The sequence below is a fragment of the Streptomyces griseus subsp. griseus genome (assembly GCF_003610995.1).
Lineage (GTDB): Bacteria > Actinomycetota > Actinomycetes > Streptomycetales > Streptomycetaceae > Streptomyces.
In genome coordinates, this window is sequence record NZ_CP032543.1 from 1003847 (window position 1) to 1027072 (window position 23226).

Consider the following 23226-nt stretch of genomic DNA (forward strand, 5'->3'; position numbering starts at 1 on the left):
GCCCCGGGGCAGCTCCGGCGCCCTGGGCCGCCGGGCGGGAGCGGATAATTTCAGCCGCGCTGAGTGCGGACAGCCGGGCGGCCGGTCGCCTAGATTGGCGTTGTGCAGGGCGGGCGAGGCCCGCCCGAGGAAACTGTGGACGATGCCCGGGGGGCGAACCCCTTCGCAGGCATCAGGTGGAGGAGGCGCTGTGAGCAGCGACCCGTGGGGCCGCGTCGACGAGACGGGCACCGTGTACGTGCGTACAGCCGACGGCGAGCAGGTCGTCGGATCGTGGCAGGCCGGTTCCCCCGAGGAGGCTCTGGCCTATTTCGAGCGCAAGTACGACGGCATTGTGGTCGAGATCGGCCTCCTCGAACGGCGGGTGAAGACCACCGACCTGTCGGCGAAGGACGCGACGACCGCGATCGGCCATCTGCGCCAGCAGGTGGACGAGCACCACGCGGTGGGCGACCTGGACGCACTCCGCAAGCGTCTGGACGCGCTCGTGGCGACGGTCGAGGCGCGCCGCGAGGAGCGCAAGGTCCTCAAGGCCAAGCAGACCGACGAGGCCAAGCACGCCAAGGAGGCGCTGGTCGCCGAGGCGGAGGAGCTGGCGCAGAGCGAGCAGTGGCGGTCGGCCGGTGAGCGGCTGCGGGCGCTGGTGGACACCTGGAAGGGTCTCCCCCGCCTGGACCGCAAGTCGGACGACGAGCTGTGGCACCGCTTCTCGCACGCCCGCTCGGCGTTCTCCAAGCGGCGCAAGGCCCACTTCGCCGCGCTGGACGCCCAGCGCGAGGACGCCCGCAAGGCCAAGGAGAAGCTGGTCACGGAGGCCGAGGCGCTGTCCGGCTCCACGGACTGGGTGACCACGGCCGCGCGCTACCGCGACCTGATGACCGAGTGGAAGGCGGCGGGCCGCGCCCAGCGCGAGGCCGAGGACGACCTGTGGAACCGTTTCCGCGGTGCCCAGGACGTCTTCTTCGCCGCCCGCAGCGAGGTCTTCGCGGAGCGCGACGCCGAACAGGGCGAGAACCTCAAGCTCAAGGAGGAGCTCGCCACCGAGGCCGAGAAGCTGGTGCCGGTGAAGGACCTGAAGGCGGCCCGCGCCGCTTTCCGGGCCGTCAACGAGCGCTGGGAGGCCATCGGCCACGTACCGCGTGACGCCCGCCCGAAGGTCGAGGGCCGGATGCAGGCGGTGGAGCGGGCGCTCCAGGAGGCCGAGGAGTCCGAGTGGCGCCGGACGAACCCGGAGGCGCGGGCCCGCGCCGAGGGTCTGACCGGTCAGCTCCAGGCTGCCGTGGACAAGCTGCGCGGCCAGATCGACACCGCGCGTGCGTCGGGCAACAACGCCCGCGCGGACAAGCTGGCCAAGGAGCTGGAGGGCCGGCAGGCGCTGCTGGACCAGGCTCTGAAGGGCCTGGAGGAGTTCGGCGGCTGATACGGCTGTCGGAGAGGCCCCGGTACGCGATCGCGTACCGGGGCCTCTCCGTTGCCGCTGTTACGGCCTGCGGGCCGAGGTGACCCGGTAGACGTCGTAGACGCCCTCGACGCCGCGCACGGCCTTCAGGACGTGGCCCAGGTGCTTCGGGTCGCCCATCTCGAAGGTGAAGCGCGAGGTGGCCACCCGGTCGCGGGAGGTCTGGACGGCCGCCGACAGGATGTTGACGTGCTGGTCCGAGAGGATCCGGGTGACGTCGGAGAGCAGCCGGGAGCGGTCCAGCGCCTCGACCTGGATGGCGACCAGGAAGACCGAGGACTGGGTGGGCGCCCACTCCACTTCGAGGATCCGCTCGGGCTGCTGCGAGAGCGACTCCACGTTGACGCAGTCGGCGCGGTGGACGGAGACGCCACTGCCCCGGGTGACGAAGCCGATGATCGGGTCGCCCGGGACCGGCGTGCAGCAGCGGGCGAGCTTGACCCAGACGTCCTCGACGCCCTTGACGACGACGCCGGGATCCGCGTTGGCGCGGCGCTTGCTGCGGCCGTGGGAGGGCGGGGTGGCCTCGGCGAGGTCCTCGTTGGCCTCGTCGTGGCCGCCGAGCGCCTGCACCAGCTTCTGCACGACACCGGCCGCCGCGACATGACCCTCGCCGATCGCCGCGTACAGCGAGGAGATGTCGGGGTAGCGCATCTCGTGGGCGAGGGTGACCAGGGAGTCGCCGGTCAGGATGCGCTGGATCGGCAGGTTCTGCTTGCGCATGGCCCGCGCGATGGCGTCCTTGCCCTGTTCGATGGCCTCGTCGCGGCGCTCCTTGGAGAACCAGGCGCGGATCTTGTTGCGGGCGCGCGGCGACTTGACGAAGCCGAGCCAGTCCCGGGAGGGTCCGGCGCCGGCCGCCTTGGAGGTGAAGACCTCCACCAGGTCGCCGTTGTCGAGGGTCGATTCGAGCGGGACGAGCCGCCCGTTGACGCGTGCTCCTATGGTGCGGTGGCCGACCTCGGTGTGGACGGCGTACGCGAAGTCGACGGGGGTCGCGCCGGCGGGCAGCGCTATCACGTCGCCCTTCGGCGTGAAGACGAAGACCTCGTTGCGCGAGAGGTCGAAGCGCAGGGACTCCAGGAACTCGCTGGGGTCCTCGGTCTCCTTCTGCCAGTCCAGGAGCTGGCGCAGCCACGCCATGTCGTTGACGGTGTCCTGGCCTCGCCCGGTGTTCTTGGGGACGTCGGTGCGCACCTTGGAGGCGCCCGCCACGGCCTCCTGCTTGTACTTCCAGTGGGCGGCGATGCCGTACTCGGCGCGGCGGTGCATGTCGAACGTACGGATCTGGAGCTCGACGGGCTTGCCGCTGGGGCCGATCACCGTGGTGTGCAGCGACTGGTACATGTTGAACTTGGGCATCGCGATGTAGTCCTTGAACCGCCCGGGCACCGGGTTCCACCGGGCGTGGACGGTGCCGAGCGCCGCGTAGCAGTCGCGGACGGTGTCGACGAGGACGCGGATGCCCACCAGGTCGTAGATCTCGGCGAAGTCGCGGCCTCGCACGATCATCTTCTGGTAGACGCTGTAGTAGTGCTTGGGGCGGCCGGTGACGGTGGCCTTGATCCGGGCGGCGCGCAGGTCGGACTGGACCTCGTCGGTCACTATGGCGAGGTACTCGTCGCGCTTGGGGGCCCGCTCCGCGACGAGGCGGACGATCTCGTCGTACATCTTGGGGTAGAGGATCGCGAAGGCGAGGTCCTCCAGCTCCCACTTGATGGTGTTCATTCCCAGCCGGTGGGCCAGCGGGGCGTAGATCTCCAGCGTCTCGCGGGCCTTCTTCTCCTGCTTCTCCCGCTTGAGGTAGCGCATGGTGCGCATGTTGTGCAGGCGGTCCGCGAGCTTGATGACCAGGACCCGGGGGTCCTTGGCCATGGCGACGACCATCTTGCGTACGGTCTCGGCCTGGGCGGCCTCCCCGAACTTGACCTTGTCCAGCTTGGTGACGCCGTCGACGAGGAGGGCGACCTGGTCGCCGAACTCGCGCTTGAGGGTGTCCAGGCCGTACTCGGTGTCCTCGACGGTGTCGTGCAGCAGCCCGGCCATCAGGGTGGCCGGATCCATACCCAGCTCGGCGAGGATCGTGGTGACGGCGAGCGGGTGCGTGATGTACGGGTCGCCGCTCTTGCGCTTCTGGCCGCGGTGCCAGCGCTCGGCCACCTGGTAGGCGCGTTCGATCTGGCGGAGGGTGGCCGACTCGATCTTGGGGTCGTTGCCCCGGACCGTACGCAGCAGGGGTTCCAGGACCGGGTTGTACGGGCTGGAGCGCTGTACGCCCAGTCGGGCGAGGCGGGCTCGCACCCGGTTGGAGGAGCCGCCGGAGCGGGGGGCGGATCCGGCCGGGACGGCGGGCTTCACGGGCGCCGGGGGTGCGGGGGCCGGGGGCTTCGGCTGCGGTGCGGCGGCCGGTTCGGCGGGCTGCGCCTTCGGCGGCCGGCTCGCGGGCGTGGCCGGTTCCGTCGGTCCGGCGGACTTCGCGGGGGCCTGGGGGCGCGCGGGTGCCGCCTCGGGCTCCGGGGGCGCGGGCTTCGGCGCGTTCGAGGGCGCGGCCTTCCCGGGCGTGGCGGGGGACGCCACGGGCTTGTCGGGCTGCGGGGCGGCGGCTGACTGGGCCTCGTCTGGCAAGAGCGCTCCTCGTGCGGATCCGGGGTACCCGGAGAGCCCATGGTAACGATCCCCCGGCGGGTCCTCGCCCGGGGACGGTGAGAGCTTGGAGAACGAAGCGCGGGCACCCGGATGTTCCCGGGTGCCCGCCCTCCTCGCTCAGGGGTCCTCAGACCGTGATCAGCGCTTCCAGCGGAGCACCCCGCAGGGCGGGCTCCAGCCGGGCCCGGCCCGACAGGAAGCCCAGCTCCATGAGGACCGAGACGCCCGCGACCTGGGCTCCGGCCCGCCGGATCAGCTCCAGCGAGGCCTCGGCGGTGCCGCCGGTGGCCAGGACGTCGTCGATGACCATGATCCGGTCCTCGGCGGCGAGGTCCTCGGCGTGGATCTCGATCTCCGCGCTGCCGTACTCCAGCTCGTAGGCCTGGGCGAGCGTGGCTCCGGGGAGCTTCCCGGCCTTGCGGACCGGCACGAAGCCGATGCCCGCCCGGATGGCGACGGGCGCGGCCAGGATGAAGCCGCGCGCCTCCAGGCCGACGATCTTCGTGGCGCCGTGCCGTACGCACAGCTCCGCGAGGGCGTCGGTGAGCGCCGTGAAGGCCACCGGGTCCGCCAGCACCGGGGTGATGTCCTTGAACACCACGCCCGGCTTCGGGTAGTCCGGCACATCGCGGATCCGGCTGAGCAGCAGCTCCCTGGTGGAACCGGTGGTGCTGGTCATCAACGCTTCCCCGGGGTGCGGCCGTGGCCGCGGGGCTGCTGACGCTGGCCCACCACGGCGCCCGCGGTCTCGGCGCTCTCGGTGGTCTCGTCGGACCGGGACTCGGGGCCGTCGCTCTCGGGGGACTCGCCCCGGGCGGCGGCGGCCGCGCGCTTGGCGAGGACCCGCTTCTTCAGGGCCTTCATCTGCGGCTCGCGCTCCTTGAGGTCGGCGACGAGCGGCGTGGCGATGAAGATCGAGGAGTACGCACCGGCGGCGAGGCCGACGAACAGCGACAGCGAGATGTCGTTCAGCATGCCGGCACCGAGGACACCGCCACCGATGAACAGCAGGCCGGCCACCGGCAGCAGCGCCACCACGGTGGTGTTGATGGAGCGGACCAGCGTGCTGTTGATCGACCGGTTGGCGATCTCGCTGTACGTGAAGCGGGTCTGCTTGGTGATGTCCTTCTGGCCCTCCTTGAGGCTGTCGAAGACCACCACCGTGTCGTACAGGGAGTAACCGAGAATGGTCAGCAGACCGATCACCGTGCCCGGGGTGACCTCGAAGCCGACCAGTGCGTAGACACCGACCGTGATGGTGAGGTCGTGGATCAGGGCGATGAGGGCGGCGACGGCCATCCGCCACTCGAAGGCGATGGCCAGGTAGATCACGACCAGGACCATGAAGACCGCGAGACCGGTCCAGGCCTTGTTGGCGATCTGCTCACCCCAGCTGGGCCCGACCAGGTCCGCGTTGATCTCCTGGGCCGGGATACCGAGCTCGTCGGAGAGGGTCTCCTTGATCTCGTTGGCCTTGGCGGTGTCGACCTCGGTGATCTGGATGCGCAGGCCGCCGTTGCCGAGCTCCTGCACGATGGCCATGTGGCCGGAGGCGTCGGTCGCCACCTCCGTGGCCCGGGCGGTGGAGATCTTGGCCTTGGTGTCGGTCGTGAAGACCGCGCCACCCTTGAACTCGATGCCCATGTTCAGGCCGCCGACCGCCACGGCGACGATGGCCGTGATGGTGATCAGTATCGAGACGCCGTACCAGATCTTCCGGTTGCGGATGAAGTCGTAACCGACCTCGCCTCGGTAGAGCCGGGCGCCGAGATTGCCGAGTCGCGACATCTCACGCCTCCTTCGGTTCGGTGGAAGCGCCGACACGGCGCGAGCGGCGGAGCGGCGGCTGGGCGCCGAGCCGCTTCGGGTCCAGACCGGACCAGGGGCCGCCCCGGGAGAAGAACTTGGTCCGGCCCATCAGCGTCATCAGGGGCTTGGTGAAGAGGAAGACCACGACGACGTCCAGCAGCGTGGTCAGACCGAGCGTGAACGCGAAGCCCTGGACCTTGCCGACGGTGACGAGGAAGAGGACCGCGGCCGCCAGGAACGACACGAAGTCGGAGACCAGGATGGTGCGCCGGGCGCGGGGCCAGGCGCGCTCGATGGCGGGGCGGAGCGTGCGGCCCTCGCGGATCTCGTCTCTCACACGTTCGAAGTAGACGATGAACGAGTCCGCTGTGATGCCGATCGCGACGATGGCACCGCAGACCGCCGGGAGGTTGAGCGCGAAGCCGATGGCCGGGCCCAGCAAGGACATGATCGTGTACGTCAGGATGCCGGAGACCAGCAGGCTCAGCAGGGCGATGAACGCCAGCCCGCGGTAGTAGGCGACCAGGTAGATCACGACGAGCGCGAGACCGATGGCGCCGGCGATCAGACCGCCCTTGAGCTGCTCGCTGCCGAGGGCGGCGGTCACGGTGGTGACGCTGACCTCCTTGAAGGTCAGCGGGAGCGCGCCGTAGGAGAGGATGTTGCCGAGGTCCTCGGCGGACTGCTGGTTGAAGCTGCCGGAGATCTGGGCGTTCTTGCTGAGCGCCGTGCGCACCGAGGGTGCGGAGACGACCTCGCCGTCCAGGACGATCGCGAACTGGTTCATCGGCGGCTGCTGCTGCGAGAGCCGGCTGGTGATCGTCTGGAACTTCTTGGCGCCGGCGGAGGTGAACTCCATCGACACGATCCACTCGCCGGTCTGCTGGTCGATGGCGCCCTTGGCGTCGTCGACGTCGCTGCCGGAGACCTCGGCGGGACCGAGGATGTACTTCTCGTAGCTGCCGGGGACGTTCGAGCCACAGGCGACGATGGAGTCGGTGGGCAGGGCGTTCTTGCCCGCCGCCGTCCGCTGCTCGGGGTCGGTGCAGTCGAGTTTGGCGAACTCCTCCTGGAGCTTCGCCGTCGCCGGGTCCGCCGAGGGCGAGGCCTCGGGGGTGTCGGACGGCTTGGGCTCGCCGGAGTCCGTGGGGGTCGGGGTGGGGGCCTTCTTCAGGCCCTCGGTGACCGCGCGGCCCTGGCTGGTGGCGCTCGGGGAGGGGGTGCCCTCCGAACCGGTGGCCTCCTCACCCTTGTCGTCCGCCTTCGGGGTGGCCTCGCCGCTCGGCGTGGCGCTGCCCGAGGGGGTCGGGGCGCCGGAGGGCGCGGGCTGCTCGGGGCCGCTCGCCGCCACCGTCAGAACGGGCCGGAAGTAGAGCTGGGCGGTGGTACCGACCTGCGCCTGGGCCTGCTTGGAGTCCGTCCCCTTGGGGATGTTGACGATGATGTTGCGATCGCCCTGGGTCTGGACCTCGGCCTCGGAGACGCCCAGTCCGTTGACACGCCGTTCGATGATCCCGACCGCGGTGTCCATGTTGGTCGGGTTGATCGCGTTGGGCTTGCCGGGCTGGTTCTGCGCCTCCAGCGTGATCGACGTCCCGCCGGCCAGGTCGATGCCCAGTCGTGGTGTGGTGTGCCCGGACAGGAACATCCCGCCGGTGAGCGCGACCATGGCGATGAAGATCATGACCAGGGAACGCCCCGGCCTCCCCTGACCGCCGGACGGCCCTCGGCCCTTCTTGGGTGCTGCCACCTTCTTGTTTCTCCCTGTCCAACCGCCCCGCGCCGGGTACGCGCCCGAGCGGCCACGAAGTGTTGTGGGGACCCGCCCCCGCAGACGACCTGCACGGTCCCGGGGACGCCGCGCGCCGGTGGGCGCGCGACGTCCCCGGGATCGTGAGAACTACTTGGTGCCGGACTCGCCGTCGGTCTTGCCCTCGCTCTTGGCGTCCTTGACGTCCTTGGCCGCGGCGTCCTCGGTCTCGGCGTCGTCGGCCGTCTCGTCCTTGCCCAGGTCGATCTTGGCGATGTCCGCCTTCTCCGCGTCGGGCTCACCGGTCAGCGAGGAGGCGTCGTCGGGGACGACGGTGCCGTCCGCGTCCAGCTCCTCGTCATCGCCGTGCACGATGCGGTTGTACTCCGCGTCGTCCAGGACGGCACCGATCGCGTTCTTCGCGTAGATGGCGTGCACGCCGGGGGCGACCTCGAGGAGCACGGTGTCGTCGTGGACTTCCTTGACGGTCGCGTACATGCCCCCGATCGTCCGGACGCCGGTGCCGGGCTGCATGTCGTTGCGCATCTGCGCGGCCGCCGCCTGCTTCTTCTTGGCGGAGCGGGTCATCAGGAACATGGCCCCGATGAGCACGATGAAGGGGAGGAGAGTCAAGATATCCACGGGACGGGAATTCCTTCGCACGACCGCGCTGGAATGCGGCCTGTATATACGGGGGTGGGTACACCGACCGTTAAGGGCGGCATCGGCGGAGTCTAAGCGAGTCCGCATCGTTGGAACAACGCCCAGCATGGCACCCGGGTTCCTGTATACGCGAACCTGTGACCCATCACGCCCCGAACAGGCCCTGTTGTCCCTTTGCTCCGTGCTGTGGCGGGACCAGTCCCAGATGTGCCCAGGCCGCGGGGGTGGCGACCCGGCCCCGCGGGGTCCTGGCCAGCAGTCCTTCCCTTACGAGGAAGGGTTCGGCGACCTCCTCGACGGTCTCCCGCTCCTCCCCCACCGCGACCGCGAGGGTGGACAGGCCGACGGGTCCGCCGCCGAAGAGCTTGAGCAGCGCGCCGAGCACCGCACGGTCCAGCCGATCGAGTCCGCGGGCGTCAACCTCGTACACCTTGAGCGCCGCCGCCGCGATCTCCCGGTCGATGGTGCCCTCGGCCTTGACCTGGGCGTAGTCCCGGACCCGGCGGAGCAGGCGGTTGGCGATACGGGGGGTGCCCCGGGAACGTCCGGCGATCTCGGCGGCGCCCTCGATGTCGATGCCGACGTCCAGGAGCCGGGCGGAGCGGTGGATGACGCGCTCCAGCTCGGTGGGCGCGTAGAACTCCATGTGGCCGGTGAAGCCGAAGCGGTCGCGCAGCGGGGGTGGCAGGAGTCCGGCCCGGGTGGTGGCGCCGACCAGGGTGAACGGGGGCAGTTCGAGGGGATGGCTGTGGCGCCGGGGCCCTTGCCGACGATGACGTCGACGCGGAAGTCCTCCATCGCCATGTAGAGCATCTCCTCGGCGGGCCTCGACATGCGGTGGATCTCGTCGAGGAAGAGGACCTCGCCCTCCTGGAGGGAGGAGAGGATCGCCGCGAGGTCGCCGGCGTGCTGGATGGCGGGGCCCGAGGTGATCCGGATCGGGGCGTTCATCTCCGCCGCGATGATCATCGAGAGGGTGGTCTTGCCGAGGCCGGGGGCGCCGGAGAGCAGCACGTGGTCGGCGGTGGCGCCGCGGGCGCGGGCCGCCTTGAGGACGAGGTCCAGTTGTTCGCGGACCTTCTCCTGGCCGACGAACTCGTCCAGGTCCTTGGGGCGCAGGGCCGCCTCGACCGCGGTGTCCTCACCGTCCGCGTCCGCGTCGACCAACCGGTCGTCGAAGACGGGCCCGGTGGGCTCGTCGGTCTCGGGTCCGGTCTCGTCCCAGTTCATCAAGGGCCTCTTCGGTGGTTCGGTGCCGGTCAGCGTGCGCGGTTGAGAGTCTGCAGGGCGGCCCGCAGCAGCTGCGGCACGGGGGGTGCCACGCCCTCGGCGACAGCTGCCTCGGCCTGCGGCGCCACGGCACTGACGGCCTCGTCGGCCTCGCGGGTCGCATAACCGAGGCCGATGAGCGCGGCCTGGAGCTGGTCGCGCCAGCCCGAGGTGACGGGGGTGCCGACGCCCTGGTGGCCGATGTGCGCGCCGACCGGTTCGCCGAGCCGGTCCTTCAGCTCCAGCAGCAGCTTCTGGGCGCCCTTCTTCCCAATGCCGGAGACGGCCGTGAGGGCCTTCTCGTCCCCGGTGGAGACGGCGAGGCGGAGCGCGTCGGGGCTGTGGGTGGCGAGCATGGCCTGGGCGAGCCGGGGGCCGACGCCGCTGGCGGCCTGGAGCAGTTCGAAGACCTGGCGCTCGTCGTCGTCGGCGAAGCCGTACAGGGTGAGGGAGTCCTCCCGGACGACGAGGGAGGTGGCGAGCTTGGCCTCCTGGCCGACGCGCAGGCCGGTCAGGGTCTGCGGGGTGCACTGGAGGGCCATGCCGACGCCGCCGACCTCGATGACGGCCGTGGTCGGGGCGAGGGCGGCCACCGGGCCGGAGACGAAGGCGATCATGCAGTGGGGCCTTTCAGCGTGCGAGGGGTGCTGGGCGTGGCGGGCGTGCCGGACGCTCCGGGGGTACGAGGCGTGGCCTGTGTACGGGACGCGGGTGCCCTGCCCGGCGTGCGGGTCGCGCCGGGCGTACGGGAGATGCCGGGCGTGGTCTGCGTACGGGAGGCGGCCGGGGTGCGGTGGGCGGCGACGGCCTGCTGGAGGCGGTTCTGCGCGGGCGCCCGCCAGATGTGGCAGATCGCGAGGGCGAGGGCGTCGGCGGCGTCGGCGGGCTTGGGGGGTGCGTCCAGCCTGAGCAGCCGGGTCACCATGGCTCCGACCTGGGCCTTCTCGGCTCGGCCCGATCCGGTGACGGCCGCCTTGACCTCGCTGGGGGTGTGCAGGGCGACCGGGATGCCCCGGCGGGCGGCGCAGAGCATGGCCACCGCACTGGCCTGGGCGGTGCCCATCACCGTACGGACGTTGTGCTGGGCGAAGACCCGCTCCACCGCCACGTAACCCGGGGAGTGCTCGTCCAGCCACTGCTCCATACCGCGTTCGATGGCGACGAGCCGGTCGCCGAGCTCCGCGTCGGCCGGGGTGCGCACGACGCCGACGCCGAGCATGGTCAGCGGGCGGCCCGCGACCCCCTCGACCACGCCGATACCGCACCGGGTCAGCCCCGGGTCAACGCCCAGAACCCGCATGGAGCCCCCTGTCCTTGATGCTCGCCCTGCCCACTCGTTCATCTGTTCCCGCAGGCTATCGGCTCGCGCTGACAATCCGTCGCATCCGACAAGACGACGGGCCGACGGGGTGTCCCCGTCGGCCCGTCGTCAGGTCGCACCGAGCCGTGCCCGGATCGCGCCTCAGGCGTCGACCTTCTCCATGACCTCGTCCGACACGTCGAAGTTGGCGAAGACGTTCTGCACGTCGTCGCTGTCCTCCAGCGCGTCGATGAGCTTGAAGATCTTGCGCGCGCCCTCTTCGTCCAGCTCCACCTGCATGGTCGGCAGGAAGTTGGCCTCGGCGGAGTCGTAGTCGATGCCCGCCTCCTGGAGCGCGGTGCGCACCGCGACCATGTCGGTGGCCTCGCTGACCACCTCGAAGGTCTCACCGAGGTCGTTGACCTCCTCGGCACCGGCGTCGAGGACCGCGCCCAGGACGTCGTCCTCGCCCAGCTCGCCCTTGGGGACGATCACGACGCCCTTGCGGTTGAAGAGGTATGAGACGGAGCCCGGGTCGGCCATGGAGCCGCCGTTCCGGGTCATCGCGACACGTACGTCGGAGGCGGCACGGTTGCGGTTGTCGGTGAGGCACTCGATGAGCACCGCGACACCGTTGGGGCCGTAACCCTCGTACATGATCGTCTCGTAGTCGGCGCCGCCCGCTTCGAGACCGCCGCCGCGCTTGACCGCGGAGTCGATGTTCTTGTTGGGGACGGAGCTCTTCTTCGCCTTCTGGATGGCGTCGACGAGGGTCGGGTTGCCATCGGGATCCACGCCGCCGGAGCGCGCCGCGACCTCGATGTTCTTGATCAGCTTCGCGAAGAGCTTGCCGCGCTTGGCGTCAATCACGGCCTTCTTGTGCTTCGTCGTAGCCCATTTAGAGTGGCCGGACATCTGCCTTCTCCTTCGCGTCACCAAAATCGAGTCGAACCCGAGAGATCCTACCGGGGTCCGCTCACTTCACCGCGCGCACCATCTCCACGAACAGAGCGTGCACACGATGGTCGCCGGTCAGTTCGGGATGGAATGACGTGGCGAGGACATTTCGCTGCCGTACGGCCACGATGTGGCCGCCGTGCTCGGCGATGACCTCGGCCTCGGCCCCGACGGACTCCACCCAGGGGGCGCGGATGAAGACGCCCTCCACCGGACCGCCCTCGACGCCGTCGACCTCGACGGCGGCCTCGAAGGACTCGTTCTGCCGGCCGAAGGCGTTGCGCCGCACGATCATGTCGATGCCGCCGACGGTCTCCTGGCCGGAGCGCGGGTCGAGGATCTTCCCGGCCAGCAGGATCATCCCGGCGCAGGTGCCGTAGACCGGCATCCCGGCCCTCACCCGCTCGCGCAGGGGCTCCATCATGCCGAAGAGGACGGCCAGCTTGGACATGGTGGTGGACTCGCCGCCGGGGATGACCAGGCCGTCGATCTCGGCGAGCTCCTCGGGGCGCCGGACCGGCCTGGCCTGGGCGTCAGCCGAGGCCAGGGCGATCAGGTGTTCCCGTACGTCGCCCTGGAGTGCGAGGACGCCGATCACAGGGGTGTCGCTCATCAGTGGTTACCAGCCGCGGTTGGCGTAGCGCTCGGACTCGGGCAGGGTGTCGCAGTTGATGCCGACCATGGCCTCGCCCAGGTTGCGGGAGGCGTCCGCGATGACCTTGGGGTCGTCGTAGAAGGTGGTGGCCTTCACGATGGCGGCGGCGCGCTTGGCCGGGTCGCCGGACTTGAAGATGCCGGAGCCGACGAAGACGCCCTCGGCGCCGAGCTGGCGCATCAGCGCGGCGTCGGCCGGGGTGGCGACACCACCGGCGGAGAACAGCACGACCGGCAGCTTGCCGAGCTCGGCGACCTCCTTGACCAGCTCGTAGGGGGCACGCAGGTCCTTGGCGGCGGCGTACAGCTCGTTGTTGTCGAAGCCGCGCAGACGGGCGATCTCGTTCTTGATCTGGCGCAGGTGGCGGACCGCCTCGACGACGTTGCCGGTGCCGGCCTCGCCCTTCGAGCGGATCATGGCCGCGCCCTCGGCGATGCGGCGCAGGGCCTCGCCCAGGTTGGTGGCGCCGCAGACGAACGGGGTAGTGAAGGCGAACTTGTCGCTGTGGTTGACCTCGTCGGCCGGGGTGAGGACCTCGGACTCGTCGATGTAGTCGACACCGAGGGACTGGAGGACCTGGGCCTCGACGAAGTGGCCGATGCGGGACTTGGCCATGACGGGGATGGAGACGGCCCCGATGATCTCCTCGATCATGTTGGGGTCGGACATCCGGGCCACGCCGCCGTCCTTGCGGATGTCGGCCGGGACCCGCTCCAGAGCCATGACGGCCACGGCGCCCGCGTCCTCGGCGATCTTCGCCTGCTCGGCGTCGACGACGTCCATGATCACGCCGCCCTTGAGCTGCTCGGCCATGCCGCGCTTGACGCGGGCGGTGCCGGTGGCGGGGGACTCGGCGGACTGCGGGGTGCTGGGAAGCGTGGACACGGGACCTCACTCGGTGAAGGACGCTGAATTACTGCATCGCCGAGCAAACGCTGTGGGACCGGTCCACAGCAAGGGCCAATAGGGAGGCCGTGGATCGTTTTGGCCCTGTATCCGCTCCCGGCTCAGGTGCCGGGGCGGTCCGCGAGGGCCACCGGTGGGGCGTCGTCCATCTCGAAGGCGAGCGGGAAGGGCGCGTGCCCGGCCAGCCGGAACAGCCGTACGGTGCGGTGCCGCCGCAGGGCCCGGGCGGCGCGCACGGAGTCGTTGTGGAAGCGCCGGGCCATCGGTACGCGGCGTACGGCGGCGGCCAGTTCGGTGGCCGCGTCCTCCCCGCCGGGGACCTCCTTCACCGCCTCCACCTGGGCCGGTTCGCCGAAGACGGCGCGCAGGGCGGCGCTCAGCTCGCTCTCGGCGACCTCGCGGTGGTCCTCCTCGGCCTGCCGGGCGGCGTGCGCGGCCTCGTACAGCACGATGGAGGCGGCCGGGTCCAGGACGCCGGAGGTGGCCAGCTCCTGGGTGACCGAGGCGCGGCGCAGGAGCTGGGCGTCGAGGGCGGCGCGGGCGGCGTCGATCCGGGAGTGCAGACGGTCCAGGCGGCCGGCGGTCCAGCTGAGGTAGACGCCGATCGCGACGAGGGCGACGACGATCCAGACGATGAGGGTTACGGTCACGGTCCCACACGCTACCGTCGCCGGGACCCGGTCCTCTCAACCGGCGGCCCCGGTCCCGCCTCCGGCAGGAGGCCCCGACCGCAAGGGCCGACCCCGGCCCCGCCATCGGCCGGAGGCCTCCGACCGCACCGGGCGGCTCGCGCCCCGGTGCGGGCTCCTCAGTCCCGCGCCAGTCCGAACCGGGCCCGCAGCCCCGACCGCTCGTCCGCCGCCACCGAGGCGGCCCCGTCCGTCACCGTCTCGTACACCGCGAGGATGTCGGCGCCCACGGTCGCCCAGTCGAAGCGCCGTACGTGGGCCTCGCCCCGCTCCCGCAGTCCGGCCCGGCGCTCCGGGTCGCCCAGCAGCCGGATCGCGGCGGCGGCCAGCGCGTCGGCGTCCTCGTTGGCGAAGAGGTCACCCGCCGCGCCCTGGTCCAGCACCTGCGCGAAGGCGTCCAGGTCGCTGGCGAGGACCGGCGCCCCCGCCGACAGCGCCTCGACCAGGATGATGCCGAAGCTCTCGCCGCCCGTGTTCGGCGCCACGTACACATCGACGCTGCGGAGCAGCCGGGCCTTGTCCTCGTCGCTGACCATGCCGAGGAACTCCACGCGCTCGCGCAGCTCCTCCGGCAGCGAGGCCACCGCCTCCTCCTCGTCCCCGCGCCCCGCGACCAGCAGCCGGGTCTCCGGGCGGGCGGCGAGGATGGCGGGCAGCGCCTTCATCAGGACCGGCAGCCCCTTTCGGGGCTCGTCGATGCGGCCGATGAAGCCGAGGGTCTGGCCCTGCCACTCGGCCTTCGGCTCGGCGTCGGCGAAGAAGCCGACGTCGACGCCGTTCGGGATGACCACGGCGTCCCCGCCCAGGTGCTCCACCAGGGTGCGCCGCGCGTACTCGCTCACGGCGATCCGCGCGCTGATCTTCTCCAGGGCGGGCTGGAGGATCGGATACGCGGCGATCATCGCCCGGGAGCGCGGGTTGGAGGTGTGGAAGGTGGCCACGATCGGTCCCTGCGCCGACCAGCAGGCGAGCAGGCCGAGCGAGGGGGAGGTCGGCTCGTGGATGTGGATGACGTCGAAGGTGCCGTCATGCAGCCAGCGGCGGACCCGGGCGGCGGAGAGGAAGCCGAAGTTCAGCCGGGCGACGGAGCCGTTGTACGGGACCGGGACGGCCCGGCCCGCCGAGACGACGTACGGGGGCAGCGGGGTCTCGTCGTCGGCCGGGGCCAGGACGGAGACGGTGTGGCCGAGGCCGATGAGGTGCTCGGCCAGGTCCCGGATGTGGAACTGCACGCCGCCCGGTACGTCCCAGGAGTACGGGCAGACGATGCCGATCTTCACGTGTGCTCTCCCGGGGGTCCGTTCCTCATGTGTCCTCCGAGGGCTTCGGGCGTCACGTCCGCTCCCTGGAGCCCGGTCTTCATGCGCCCTCCCCGGAATTCGGCCGTCATGCGCGCTCCCCCCGGGGCTCCAGGTCGTCCAGCCAGAGCCGCTGGAGCATGTGCCAGTCCTCCGGGTGCTCCGCGATGCCGCCCGCGAAGGCGTCGGCCAGCGCCTGCGTCATCGCGGCCGTCCTCTCGGCGCGGGTGCCTTCCTCCGGCACCTCGATCGCCGGGTGGACGCGGGCGCCCATCACCGGCGTGCCGTCGTACCAGAGGGTCACCGGCATCAGCAGCGCGCCCGTCTGCTGGGCGAGCAGGGCCGGGCCCGCGGGCATCCGGGCGGTGGCGCCGAAGAACGACACCTCCACGCCGGAGGCGGAGAGGTCCCGGTCGGCGACCAGGCAGACCAGGCCGCCGGCGCGCAGCCGCCGGGCCAGCGTGCCGAAGGCCGCGCCGCCGCTGTGCGGGAGGACCTCCATGCCCAGACCCTCGCGGTAGGCGACGAACCGGTCGTAGAGGGTGGCGGGCTCCAGCCGTTCGGCGACGGTGGTGAAGGGGACCTTCAGGTCGGTGGTGACCCAGGCTCCGGCGAGGTCCCAGTTGCCCAGGTGCGGCAGGGCGATGACCACGCCCTTCCCGGCGTCCAGGCCCTCGGTCAGGTGGTGGGCGTCCTGGACGTCGATGCTCGCCCTGATGCGCTCCGGGGTCCAGGTGGGCAGCCGGAACGACTCCATCCAGTACCGCATGTACGAGCGCATCCCGGCCTTGGACAGCTCGGCCAGCCGCTCCGGGCTCGCGTCCGGGACCACCCGCGCCAGGTTCGACTCCAGGCGCAGCACGCTCTTGCCGCGCCGCTTCCAGGTCCGGTCGGCGATGGTGCGGAAGAGGGCCGTGGCGGCGGGTTCGGGCAGCTTCTTCACCGCGCCCCAGCCGAGCCCGTACAGCCCGTCGGTGATCCGGCCCTTGAGCGCGCTCATCGGTCGGCCGGTCCGCCGGCGGCGGAGGCCGCGTCGGCCTCGGCGGACTCGCGGCGTACGGTCACCACGCGCTGGACCAGTGTGACCAGGGAGCCCACGGCGACGATCCACAGCGCGACCGGGAGCAGGACGTCGATGTGCGGGACGCCGAACTTGTGCAGTCCTGCGAGGCCCGCGGCGACCAGCGAGATGACCAGCCGCTCGGCGCGCTCCACCAGCCCGTTCACCGCGACCGGCAGGCCGATCGACTCGCCGCGCGCCTTGGTGTACGAGACCACCTGGCCACTGGCCAGGCAGAAGATGGCGACGGCGCACAGGACGTTGTCGTCTCCGCTGCCCGCGTACCAGAGGGCGAACCCGGCGAAGATCGCGCTGTCGGCGACCCGGTCCAGCGTGGAGTCGAGGAACGCGCCCCACCGGCTGGAGATCCCGGCCTGCCGGGCCATGTTGCCGTCGACGAGGTCCGAGAAGACGAAGATGGTGATGACGATGGTGCCCCAGAAGAACTCCCCCATCGGGAAAAAGACCAGCGCACCTGCCATCACTCCGGCCGTGCCGATGAGAGTGACCGCGTCGGGGCTGACCCCGAGGCGGAGCAGCAGGGCGGCGAACGGGGTGAGGACACGCGTGAAAAATGCACGCGCGTACTTGTTCAGCATGGCTTTCCCGAGGGTTCGGTTGGCCGAGCGACCCCTTCGGCCACCGGCTGGCCCATCGTAGTCACGACCGGTGCCCTTCACCGGACGGGCACCCGCCCGCAGGGGTGTCACGGGCCGGCCCGCGCCCCGCGTCCGACGTATGGACGGCTCGCCGCCCGGGTGCCAAGCTCGAAGGACCGCCCTGGCCCTGACGGCGGGGGCGCTCAACCGGGCGGGCCGGGTCGAGGACGGGGCGACCGTCTCCGACCACGACGAGATGGAGCGGCGGCGACGGCGTTCGGTCCACCTCTCGCCGGTGCCGGTGGCGTGGGAAGGCTGCAAGGTCAATCTGCTGGACACCCCCGGGTACGCCGACTTCGTCGGGGAGCTGCGGGCCGGTCTGCGGGCGGCCGACGCGGCCCTCTTCGTCGTCTCGGCGGCCCAGGAGGCCGAGTCCGTGGCCGCGACCACCCGGGCCGTGTGGGAGGAGTGCGCGCTCGTGGGGATGCCCCGGGCGATCGTCGTCACCCATCTCGACACCGCGCGGACCTCCTTCGAGGAGATGACCCGGATCTGCGCGGAGACGTTCGGAGGCGACGACCCCGATGCCGTACTCCCTCTCCACCTGCCCGTGCTGGGCCCCGAGGGAGCCGACGGACACGCCCCGCTCACCGGACTCACCGGGCTGCTCACCCGGCGGACCCCGGACCACTCCTCCGGGGAGCGGGCCGAGCTGCCGCCCGCGCCGGAGCAGGAGGAGGCGCTCGCCCAGGCCCGGGGCCGGCTGGGAGATCGGCCGGTACCCACTCGACCTGCGCTCCCTGACCCACGGCACCGGACGTTTCGACCGTAGGCACGCCCGGTTCGAGGCTATGCCGCCGCAACTGGCCGACCGGGTGCGCGCGGAGCAGGGGAACGGATCACCCGGCGCGTGACCGGCGCACGGTCGCAAACACCGCCCGCGTTCCCTCGGGTGGCGGGCGGTGCGCGGCCATGGACGATACGCTGTGGGCGCAGCTCAGAAGGTATGCCGCGTACGGTAGTTGGGCACACCGCAGGAGCAGACCGTGCGGCGAGTGGGGGCGACAGAGAGTGGCCGACGACGTATTCGACTTCTCACCGGGGGCGCAGATCCCGATCCAGGGGTCCGGCGGCCAGTCGGTGGCGACCAACGCCCTGGCCTCGGCGGCCTACCGCGACAGCCCGGTGGACGTGATCCTCGACGCCAACAGCGACTGGCACAAGTCCACGGTGAAGCCGGGGGCCTCCAAGCTCTTCAAGTCCGACTACTTCAAGCCCAATCTGGGTGAGGCGTTCTCCCGTGCCGTCCAGGAGCGGATGCTGGGCGGCTCCCGCGCGGCGCTGATCCAGTCCTTCGGCACCGATCCGCAGACGGTGGTGGAGCACTGCCTGTCGGCGACCAACCTCCGCAAGGCGCGCGACACCCGGCTGACGCTGGTGACCGCGGTGTTCGGCTTCCTGTTCCTGCCGGGGATGATCGCCTGGGTCATCGCCTTCCGGATCAAGGACGCCCTCGCCAAGTCGACGGACGGCGCGTTCCGGGCGGTCGGCACGGTGCTGCTCGCCGCGTTCGGGGTCGGTGCGCTGGTCCTCCTGTGGAAGCTGCCCACGGACGGCTTCTGGCCGCTCTACGTCCGGGCCGCGATCGTGGCCCCGCTGATCGGCTGGTTCCTCGCCAAGCGGATCGCGGAGACCTCGGCCCAGGATCTGCGGGCCCGCTGGGGCGGGCTGCTGTCCGGCACCGGGGTGATCGCCAAGATCCCGGAGGCGGTGCCGAAGAACCCCAACGAGACCGCGCGTGAGGCGCTGCGCCAGGGGCTGGAGAAGCTCTCCGCCGAACAGCAGTCCAACGCGGTCTTCTACGCCGGCCCCAAGGGCATCCTCGGCATGGGCACCCGGTGGGGCAGCTGGCAGCTGGCCGAGGAGCTGACGCCGAAGGACCCGACGAAGGAGATCCACCAGTTCCGCAGCTGGGATCTGATCCGGATCATCCACGACCAGCTGAAGATGCTGGAGCGCGGCCCGCTCAACACCGGCGGCTTCCCCAAGCCGTCCGTGAAGCACTGGATCGTCTCCCCCATCGGCGAGAACGCCGACTCCGTCTCCCGCCCCGACGGCGAGGACGTGGCGACCTTCCAGGTGAAGCCGCACGAGATACAGCGGATCTGCAACCACCAGCAGTTCGGCAGCGGTGACCGGCACTACCTGGGTGTGCAGTTCACCCTCTGGGACGGTCAGCTCGTCATCACGATGATGATCACGGTGACCGTGCTCCACGAGACACTCCGCATCGAGGTCACCGGCCACGTGCTGGGCCCGGTGCACGGGCTGTTCTTCGCCAAGCCGGCCAACCGGACGAAGACCGTGAACAAGACCGTCAGGTTCTGGGAGACCCGGGACATCCAGCTGCCGGTGGTGGAGGCGAGGGAGGTCGTCCGGCTCGCGCTGCGGGCACCCTTCACCTGGTATCCGCCGCTGCTGGACTACCTGGGCGGGAAGATAGTGCTCCCGGAGCCCTTCGGACTGCGGCACGCCTGGGCCGCCAAGCCGTGGAACCACCGCTTCATGGCGGACGACGCGATGCGCGCGGCCACGCCGGTGCTGCGGGTGGTCCACTCGGCGGCGATGCGGGTCCTCGCGGAGAACGGCGTGGACACCGACCGCTTCGACAACCGGTCGATGATACTGAGCGGCCTCGTCCAGGACCCGTCCCCGCGCAAGGCGGACGTCTACGACGCATGACCGCACGTACGGGAAAGGGCCCCACGGATCGTGCCCGTGGGGCCCCGTACCCGCTCGGATACTCAGCCGGCCGGCCAGGCGTCCGCCAGCATCGCCCGGGTGTCACCCAGCAGCTGCGGCAGCACCTTGGTGTGGCCGATCACCGGCATGAAGTTGGTGTCCCCGCCCCAGCGCGGCACCAGGTGCTGGTGCAGATGGGCGGCGATCCCGGCGCCGGCGACGGAGCCCTGGTTCATCCCGATGTTGAAGCCGTGCGCCCCGGAGGCGGCGCGCAGGGCCGCCATCGCCCGCTTGGTGAAGTCCGCGAGCTCCACGGTCTCCGGACCGTCCAGCTCCGTGTAGTCGGCGACGTGCCGGTAGGGGACGACCATGAGGTGCCCGCCGTTGTACGGGTAGAGGTTCAGCACCGCGTAGACCTGCTCGCCGCGCGCCACCACGAGGCCGTCCTCGTCGGATTTCGCCGGAATCGAACAGAACGGGCAGCCGTCCTCGGCGCCCGGGCCGCTCGGCTTGTCCTGGCCCTGGATGTACGCCATCCGATGGGGCGTCCACAGACGCTGAAACGCGTCGGGCGTCCCCACGCCGATCTGCTGCTCCGGCTCACTCGTCATGCCGATCAGCATATTGCGTCACCCGCGGGGAGCGTGTCGCCGGGGCCACGCCGCACGCCCGCCCGCGATGCTGAGGCGATGAGCGACCGACCCGGCCCCGAGGCGACCGCGCGGCTGACCCGCTGGGAGCAGCGCACGGAGGTGCCGCTGTTCGTCGCGGGGCTGCTCTTCCTGACCGGGTACGCGGTCCGGGTGCTGGCCCCGCACGACGCCCAGCCGTGGCACGACATCTCGCTGACCCTGGTCTGGTCGACCTGGCTGCTCTTCCTCGTCGACTATGTGACGCGGCTGCGGCTCAGCCGTCTGCGCTCCCGCTTCCCGCGCGTCCACTGGCTGGACACCGTGGTCCTGCTCCTGCCGCTGCTGCGGCCCCTGCGGATGGTGCAGGTCTACCAGGCGGTGCAGCGGCGCCACGACCGGCCGAGGCTGGATCTGTACGCGCGCGTGATGGCGTACGCGGGCATGACCGCCGTCCTGCTCGGCTTCGCCGCCTCACTCGCGGTCTACCACCTGGAACACCGGGCTCCGGGCGCCTCCATCCGCACGTTCGGGGACGCGGTGTGGTGGGCGTGCGCGACGCTCACGACGGTCGGTTACGGGGACGCCACCCCGGTCACGTTCTGGGGGCGGGTGGTCGCGGCGGGGGTGATGGCGTGCGGCCTGGCGCTGCTGGGGGCGGTGACGGGGTCGTTCTCGTCCTGGCTGATCCAGGTGTTCGCGCGGGAGGACGAGAAACGGCCCCCGGAGCGGGGTTAGCGCTCCGGGGGCCGTGACCGGCAGCGGGATCAGACCTGTACGCGGTCCTCGACGGCCTTCGCGATCTTGGCGATGGCCTCGTCGACCGGGATGCCGTTCTCCTGCGAACCGTCGCGGTAGCGGAAGGAGACGGCACCGTTGGCCATGTCCTCGTCACCAGCGATGATCATGAAGGGCACCTTGGCCTTCTGCTGGTTGCGGATCTTCTTCTGCATCCGGTCCGAGGAGGCGTCCACATCCACCCGCAGCCCCTGCTTGCGCGCCTTGGCGGCGAACTCCTGGAGGTAGGGGATGTGGGCGTCGCCGATCGGGATGCCGACGGCCTGGACCGGGGCGAGCCAGACCGGGAAGGCGCCCGCGTAGTGCTCCAGGAGCACGGCGAAGAAGCGCTCGATGGAGCCGAACAGGGCGCGGTGGATCATCACCGGGCGCTGCTTGGAGCCGTCGGGGCCGGTGTACTCCAGGTCGAAGCGCTCCGGCAGGTTGAAGTCGAGCTGCACGGTCGACATCTGCCAGGTCCGGCCGATGGCGTCCTTGCACTGCACGGAGATCTTCGGACCGTAGAACGCGGCGCCGCCCGGGTCCGGTACCAGGGGCAGGCCCTGCTTCTCGGCGACCTGGCGGAGCGTCTCGGTGGCCTCCTCCCAGGTGTCGTCGGAGCCGACGTACTTCTCCGGGTCCTTGGTGGACAGCTCCAGGTAGAAGTCGGTGAGCCCGTAGTCGCGGAGCAGGTTCAGCACGAAGGTGAGCGTGCGGTCCAGCTCCTCCGCCATCTGCTCCTTGGTGCAGTAGATGTGCGCGTCGTCCTGCGTGAAGCCGCGCGAGCGGGTCAGGCCGTGCACGACGCCCGACTTCTCGTACCGGTACACCGTGCCGAACTCGAAGAGGCGCAGGGGCAGTTCGCGGTAGGAGCGGCCGCGCGCGTCGAAGATCAGGTTGTGCATCGGGCAGTTCATGGGCTTGAGGTAGTAGTCCACCCCGTCGTCCAGCTGCATGGGCGGGTACATGCCGTCGGCGTACCAGTCCAGGTGGCCGGACTTCTCGAAGAGCTTGCCCTTGGTGGCGTGCGGGCTGTAGACGAACTCGTAGCCCTCCTCCTCGTGGCGGCGGCGCGAGTAGTCCTCCATGGCCCGGCGGATGACGCCGCCCTTGGGGTGGAAGACCGCGAGGCCGGGGCCGATCTCGTCGGGGAAGGAGAAGAGGTCCAGCTCGCTGCCGAGCTTGCGGTGGTCGCGCTTGGCGGCCTCCTCCAGGAACTCCAGGTGCGCCTTCAGCTCGTCCTTGGTGGGCCAGGCGGTGCCGTAGATGCGCTGGAGCATCGGGTTCTTCTCGCTGCCGCGCCAGTAGGCCGCGGCGTTGCGCATCAGCTTGAACGCCGGGATGAACCGGGTGGTCGGCAGGTGCGGACCACGGCAGAGGTCCTTCCAGCACAGCTCGCCGGTCTTGGCGTCCAGATTGTCGTAGATGGTCAGCTCACCGCCGCCCACCTCGACGTCCGCGCCGTCGTCCGAGGACGCGGAGCCCTTGATGCCGATCAGCTCCAGCTTGTACGGCTCGTCCGCCAGCTCCTCGCGGGCGTCCTCGTCGGAGACCACGCGGCGGGAGAACTTCTGGCCCCGCTTCTGGATCTCCTGCATCTTCTTCTCGATGGCCTTGAGGTCCTCGGGGGTGAACGGCTTCTCGACGTCGAAGTCGTAGTAGAAGCCGTCCTTGACCGGCGGGCCGATGCCGAGCTTGGCCTCGGGGAACAGCTCCTGCACGGCCTGGGCCATGACGTGCGCGGTGGAGTGGCGCAGGATGTCGAGGCCGTCCTCGGAGGAGATCTCCACCGGCTCGACGGACTCGCCGTCCTTCAGCTCGTAGGAGAGGTCCTTCAGCTCGCCGCCGATGCGCGCGGCGACGACGGTGCGCTGACCGGGGAAGAGCTCACCGGCGGTCGTGCCCGTCGTCACCACGTGCTCTTCCCGCTCGGAATCGCGTTGGATGATCACACGGACGTCTGACACCGGTCTCTCCTGACTGAGGGGGATGACCAACGTGATGGGCCGGTCACCATG

The 23226-nt window shown here is 70.8% G+C and carries 19 protein-coding genes and 2 pseudogenes; 4 read left to right on the top strand and 17 right to left on the bottom strand.

Translation table 11 applies throughout. The features are described from left to right. The first annotated feature begins 190 nt into the window (after window positions 1-190). Entirely contained in the window at window positions 191-1420 is a 1230-nt protein-coding gene (locus D6270_RS04590; RefSeq protein ID WP_109166612.1) for a DUF349 domain-containing protein, read from the top strand. Between the two features lie 60 nt (window positions 1421-1480). Here the strand turns inward: D6270_RS04590 and D6270_RS04595 are convergent, their stop codons facing one another. The 15 genes and pseudogenes from D6270_RS04595 to pgsA all read right to left on the bottom strand — a co-directional run bounded on the left by D6270_RS04595 (window position 1481) and on the right by pgsA (window position 17060). After that, window positions 1481-4084, bottom strand: a complete 2604-nt coding sequence (locus D6270_RS04595; RefSeq protein ID WP_109166611.1) for a RelA/SpoT family protein — start codon at window positions 4082-4084, stop codon at window positions 1481-1483. A 148-nt stretch (window positions 4085-4232) separates the two neighbouring features. Next, window positions 4233-4784, bottom strand: a complete 552-nt coding sequence (locus D6270_RS04600) for an adenine phosphoribosyltransferase (RefSeq protein ID WP_109166610.1) — start codon at window positions 4782-4784, stop codon at window positions 4233-4235. Further along, window positions 4784-5893, bottom strand: a complete 1110-nt coding sequence (gene secF / locus D6270_RS04605; protein ID WP_109166609.1) for a protein translocase subunit SecF — start codon at window positions 5891-5893, stop codon at window positions 4784-4786. The genes D6270_RS04600 and secF overlap by 1 nt, the downstream gene beginning before the upstream one ends. Window position 5894: 1 nt before the next feature. After that, entirely contained in the window at window positions 5895-7664 is a 1770-nt protein-coding gene (gene secD / locus D6270_RS04610) for a protein translocase subunit SecD (RefSeq protein WP_109166608.1), read from the bottom strand. A 150-nt stretch (window positions 7665-7814) separates the two neighbouring features. Next, complete coding sequence (yajC, locus tag D6270_RS04615; RefSeq protein ID WP_109166607.1) at window positions 7815-8306, bottom strand: preprotein translocase subunit YajC; 492 nt, start codon at window positions 8304-8306, stop codon at window positions 7815-7817. Window positions 8307-8472: 166 nt separating this feature from the next. After that, window positions 8473-9557, bottom strand: a pseudogene (gene ruvB, locus D6270_RS04620) (Holliday junction branch migration DNA helicase RuvB). A gap of 29 nt (window positions 9558-9586) precedes the next feature. Next, the gene (gene ruvA / locus D6270_RS04625) at window positions 9587-10213 is read right to left on the bottom strand and encodes a Holliday junction branch migration protein RuvA (protein ID WP_109166605.1); all 627 of its coding nucleotides are present in this window, start codon (window positions 10211-10213) and stop codon (window positions 9587-9589) included. Next, on the bottom strand, window positions 10210-10896 hold the full coding sequence (gene ruvC / locus D6270_RS04630; protein WP_109166604.1) for a crossover junction endodeoxyribonuclease RuvC: 687 nt from the start codon (window positions 10894-10896) through the stop codon (window positions 10210-10212). Before ruvC ends, ruvA begins: the two co-directional genes overlap by 4 nt. A 162-nt stretch (window positions 10897-11058) precedes the next feature. Next, entirely contained in the window at window positions 11059-11811 is a 753-nt protein-coding gene (locus D6270_RS04635; protein WP_026242063.1) for a YebC/PmpR family DNA-binding transcriptional regulator, read from the bottom strand. Window positions 11812-11872: 61 nt separating this feature from the next. After that, complete coding sequence (gene pdxT, locus D6270_RS04640; protein WP_109166603.1) at window positions 11873-12466, bottom strand: pyridoxal 5'-phosphate synthase glutaminase subunit PdxT; 594 nt, start codon at window positions 12464-12466, stop codon at window positions 11873-11875. Window positions 12467-12472: 6 nt separating this feature from the next. Continuing rightward, window positions 12473-13393, bottom strand: a complete 921-nt coding sequence (gene pdxS / locus D6270_RS04645) for a pyridoxal 5'-phosphate synthase lyase subunit PdxS (RefSeq protein WP_003970325.1) — start codon at window positions 13391-13393, stop codon at window positions 12473-12475. A gap of 122 nt (window positions 13394-13515) precedes the next feature. Beyond that, window positions 13516-14064: a hypothetical protein gene (locus tag D6270_RS04650; protein ID WP_109166602.1), complete on the bottom strand. Its 549-nt coding sequence runs from the start codon at window positions 14062-14064 to the stop codon at window positions 13516-13518. 158 nt (window positions 14065-14222) lie between these two features. Beyond that, entirely contained in the window at window positions 14223-15383 is a 1161-nt protein-coding gene (locus tag D6270_RS04655) for a glycosyltransferase family 4 protein (RefSeq protein WP_109166601.1), read from the bottom strand. A gap of 106 nt (window positions 15384-15489) precedes the next feature. Then, window positions 15490-16401, bottom strand: a complete 912-nt coding sequence (locus D6270_RS04660) for a phosphatidylinositol mannoside acyltransferase (RefSeq protein ID WP_109166600.1) — start codon at window positions 16399-16401, stop codon at window positions 15490-15492. Then, window positions 16398-17060, bottom strand: a complete 663-nt coding sequence (pgsA, locus tag D6270_RS04665; RefSeq protein ID WP_109166599.1) for a phosphatidylinositol phosphate synthase — start codon at window positions 17058-17060, stop codon at window positions 16398-16400. Before pgsA ends, D6270_RS04660 begins: the two co-directional genes overlap by 4 nt. A 70-nt stretch (window positions 17061-17130) precedes the next feature. Here pgsA and D6270_RS04670 point away from each other — a divergent pair. Together D6270_RS04670 and D6270_RS04675 are read left to right on the top strand one after the other, a co-directional pair. Further along, a pseudogene (locus D6270_RS04670) lies at window positions 17131-17826 on the top strand (GTP-binding protein); the annotation flags it as partial. 305 nt (window positions 17827-18131) lie between these two features. Continuing rightward, the gene (locus D6270_RS04675; RefSeq protein ID WP_109166598.1) at window positions 18132-19802 is read left to right on the top strand and encodes an AbeC-like domain-containing protein; all 1671 of its coding nucleotides are present in this window, start codon (window positions 18132-18134) and stop codon (window positions 19800-19802) included. Window positions 19803-19864: 62 nt separating this feature from the next. Here the strand turns inward: D6270_RS04675 and D6270_RS04680 are convergent, their stop codons facing one another. After that, window positions 19865-20425, bottom strand: a complete 561-nt coding sequence (locus D6270_RS04680; protein ID WP_109166597.1) for an HIT family protein — start codon at window positions 20423-20425, stop codon at window positions 19865-19867. 66 nt (window positions 20426-20491) lie between these two features. On the opposite strand from D6270_RS04680, the gene D6270_RS04685 reads away from it, so the two are divergent. After that, on the top strand, window positions 20492-21169 hold the full coding sequence (locus D6270_RS04685; RefSeq protein ID WP_109166596.1) for a potassium channel family protein: 678 nt from the start codon (window positions 20492-20494) through the stop codon (window positions 21167-21169). Between the two features lie 29 nt (window positions 21170-21198). Here D6270_RS04685 and thrS read toward each other — a convergent pair whose 3' ends face one another. Then, on the bottom strand, window positions 21199-23175 hold the full coding sequence (gene thrS / locus D6270_RS04690) for a threonine--tRNA ligase (protein ID WP_109166595.1): 1977 nt from the start codon (window positions 23173-23175) through the stop codon (window positions 21199-21201). Window positions 23176-23226: the final 51 nt, after the last annotated feature.

What these genes read in the sequence shown, in the direction of transcription:
- D6270_RS04600 (WP_109166610.1), bottom strand. Translation starts at nt 4,784, where the DNA reads ATGACCAGCACCACCGGTTCCACCAGGGAGCTGCTGCTCAGCCGGATC.
- secF (WP_109166609.1), bottom strand. Translation starts at nt 5,893, where the DNA reads ATGTCGCGACTCGGCAATCTCGGCGCCCGGCTCTACCGAGGCGAGGTC.
- ruvA (WP_109166605.1), bottom strand. Translation starts at nt 10,213, where the DNA reads ATGATCGCCTTCGTCTCCGGCCCGGTGGCCGCCCTCGCCCCGACCACG.
- ruvC (WP_109166604.1), bottom strand. Translation starts at nt 10,896, where the DNA reads ATGCGGGTTCTGGGCGTTGACCCGGGGCTGACCCGGTGCGGTATCGGC.
- D6270_RS04635 (WP_026242063.1), bottom strand. Translation starts at nt 11,811, where the DNA reads ATGTCCGGCCACTCTAAATGGGCTACGACGAAGCACAAGAAGGCCGTG.
- pdxT (WP_109166603.1), bottom strand. Translation starts at nt 12,466, where the DNA reads ATGAGCGACACCCCTGTGATCGGCGTCCTCGCACTCCAGGGCGACGTA.
- D6270_RS04660 (WP_109166600.1), bottom strand. Translation starts at nt 16,401, where the DNA reads ATGAGCGCGCTCAAGGGCCGGATCACCGACGGGCTGTACGGGCTCGGC.
- pgsA (WP_109166599.1), bottom strand. Translation starts at nt 17,060, where the DNA reads ATGCTGAACAAGTACGCGCGTGCATTTTTCACGCGTGTCCTCACCCCG.
- D6270_RS04680 (WP_109166597.1), bottom strand. Translation starts at nt 20,425, where the DNA reads ATGCTGATCGGCATGACGAGTGAGCCGGAGCAGCAGATCGGCGTGGGG.
- D6270_RS04685 (WP_109166596.1), top strand. Translation starts at nt 20,492, where the DNA reads ATGAGCGACCGACCCGGCCCCGAGGCGACCGCGCGGCTGACCCGCTGG.